Raw genomic sequence first — 2,757 nt, 5'->3', positions numbered from 1 at the left:
GAGGCGCTGGACTATGCCAAAGGCACCTACACAGCGGCGGATGGAGATCTCTCCAGCGCGGGCAGTGCGAACTTCCTGCTCTGGGATGTGATGCCGCAGAATCTGATCCGCCTGGAGTTCGGCGAACATAACTATTACCGCGCCTTGATCGCCGGGACGCTGCCCTTTGAATCCAAAGCGGAAGAAGGTGTGGCCCAAGGGCTGACCTATGCTTTGGAATTCAACTACTACGACGGCCCATGGGCGCAGGCGGAGGAGTTCAATCGCTGGAACGGCCTGTTGCGCTGGTTCAAGCAGGACGTGGACACGAAGCTCTCCGTCACCTTCATGGGCTACCGCGGAAGCTGGACCAGCACGGACCAGATCCCGTCTTCACTGGTGGAAAACGACACGCTTGATGCCTTCGATACCCTGGACCGCAGCGCAGGCGGGGAGAGCGAGCGCTACAGCCTGAACGTCGCCTTTGAGCATCGCGACGGCGATGTGGTCACGCGCGCCAATGCGTATGCCATCTATTACCTGCTCGATCTCTACTCGAACTTCACTTACTTCCTGGATGACCCGGTTAATGGTGATCAGTTCCAGCAGGCGGAACAGCGCTGGGTGCTCGGTGGTCAGGTGTCCCGCACTTGGGAAAAGAGAGAGATCCTCGGCATCGAGTCCGACCTCACCCTCGGTCTCCAGACACGCACGGACATCATCGACGGCATCGGTTTGTGGAAGACACGGCAGCGCAATCGCCTCGCTGAAGTGCGGCAGGACGACATCCTGGAAAGCAGCATCGGCCTTTATGGTGAAGCGACGACGCGCTGGACACCGTGGTTCCGCACCGTTCTCGGCGTGCGTGGTGATCTGTATTACTTCGAGCCGATGAAGAGCACGGTGGATGCGCAGGACGCGGAGGTGGCAGGCATCGTGAGTCCGAAGTTCAGCGCCATCCTCGGCCCGTGGAAGAAGACGGAGCTCTATCTGAACTTCGGCACCGGCTTTCACAGCAACGACGCACGCGGAGTGACATCAGGCCGCAACTCCGCCGATGCGCTGGTGCGCACGATGGGGGCGGAGATCGGCCTGCGCACGCAGGCGGTGCCGGACGTGACCACCACGCTGGCCCTCTTCTGGCTGCGCAGTGACAGCGAGCTGATCTATGTGGGCGATGCCGGCACGAATGAACCTGGACCCGGCAGCGACCGCTACGGCATTGAGGTCTCTAGCTACTGGCGGCCGACGAATTGGTTCAGCGCGGATGCTGAATTGGCGGTGACTCATGCCCGCCTCCAGGATCAACCGAGCGGCGCAGATCACATCCCGAATAGTGTGCCCATCATGTTCAGCGGTGGATTCAATGTCGGTGCGCAGGGCAATGACGACGGCTTCTTCGCCGGAGCACGCGTGCGCATCTTCGCGAACAGTCCGCTGGAGGAAACCGACACCGTGCGCGGCAAAGACAGCGTCATGGTGAATGCCACCGTGGGCTACCGCCGCAAGAACTGGGAAGCCGCCGTAGACTGCCTGAACCTGCTGGACCGCGAAGACAACGACATCAGCTACTTTTACGACAGCAACCCAGGCGGCGGTGTGATCAGCGACACGCACATTCATCCGATTGAACCACGAATGTTCCGCTTCAGGGTGACGTATCGGTTTTAATCATGTCTCAACCCCAGCCCAAACCTGTCGATCCCTCCGAAGTCCCTGAACTCGCGCTCGCGACGATCAAGCGGGCCAAGTTTCCGATGCTGGCGACGATGGAGGGGGACCAGCCGAGATTGAGGCCGGTTTCGCCGGTGAAGACGGAGGGGTTCACGATCTATGTGGCGAATCTGCGGCGGTATGGGAAGACGGCGCAACTCGCCGCAAACCCAAAGGCGGAGCTGTGCTACACGGATGAGGATCATCATCAGGTGCGCATCACCGCCACGGCGAGCATCGTCACGGATGCGGCTTTGCTGAAGGAAATTTGGGATGGCAACCCGCTGCTGCGCGCCTACCTGCGCACGCCGGACAATCCCGAGCTGATCATCTACTGCTTCAAGCCCACGCAGGTGCGCTACATGCGGGAATGGGCGCTGGAGTATTTTGAAGTGCCGCTGAGTTGATCAAGCAAGGAGAAGCCGCCACGGTGGCGTCATGTCGCTCCTGAAAGAACTCGTCCTCTTCATCCACCCAATGGGCTTTGCCTGGCTGGTCATCGGCCTATGGCTGGTTCGCCGACTTTGGAAGAGGGAACTTCGCTCAGCATGGCTGCCCGGCATCGCCTGGCTGGGGCTCACGCTTTTCACCTGCACTCCGCTGACCTCCTGGCTGCTGCTCGGATTGGAGGACCAGTATCCTTCGGTGAAGATCGAGGACGCACCGACGGCGGATGCCATCATCTGCCTCGGCGGAGGTGCGGCCCCGTCACTGCATGAGCCTGCGCGGGTGAACTTCAACAACAGCGTGGATCGCCTGATCAGCGCGCTCGGTCTGCTGTCGCAGGGAAAGGCACCCATCATGATCGTCACGGGCGGAGGCTATGAGCAGGCGGGCGTGATGCACTCGGAAGCTGATGCTGCGGTGTCTTATCTCAAAAGCACGCTGAAGCTGCCGCATAACATCGTGAGCCTCGGCGTCTGCCTGGACACTCACGATGAAGCGCTGAAGATCGCCGCCATGGTGAAGGAGAAAGGCTGGCAGCGCGTGCTGCTCGTGACCTCCGCCGCTCATATGCCGCGCTCCGTGGCCGTTTTTGCCAAAGCAGGCGTGAAGGTCGATCCC

3 protein-coding genes are annotated in these 2,757 nt (G+C 60.8%); all 3 read left to right on the top strand.

Going from position 1 to position 2,757, the window contains the following annotated elements; genetic code table 11:
• The coding region (locus AC6FTP_RS26770) for a TonB-dependent receptor (protein WP_497209954.1) at window positions 1-1,650 on the top strand (1,650 nt) is incomplete at its 5' end.
• Window positions 1,651-1,652: 2 nt separating this feature from the next.
• The gene (locus AC6FTP_RS26765) at window positions 1,653-2,099 is read left to right on the top strand and encodes a pyridoxamine 5'-phosphate oxidase family protein (RefSeq protein WP_497209953.1); all 447 of its coding nucleotides are present in this window, start codon (window positions 1,653-1,655) and stop codon (window positions 2,097-2,099) included.
• Between the two features lie 31 nt (window positions 2,100-2,130).
• Window positions 2,131-2,757: YdcF family protein (locus AC6FTP_RS26760; RefSeq protein WP_497209952.1), on the top strand; the 627-nt coding region annotated here is incomplete at its 3' end.

The organism is Prosthecobacter sp. (assembly GCF_044378005.1).
Classification (GTDB): Bacteria; Verrucomicrobiota; Verrucomicrobiia; order Verrucomicrobiales; family Verrucomicrobiaceae; genus Prosthecobacter.
Note: the sequence above shows the minus strand (reverse complement) of the source record. Positions and strands in the feature narration are given on the sequence as shown.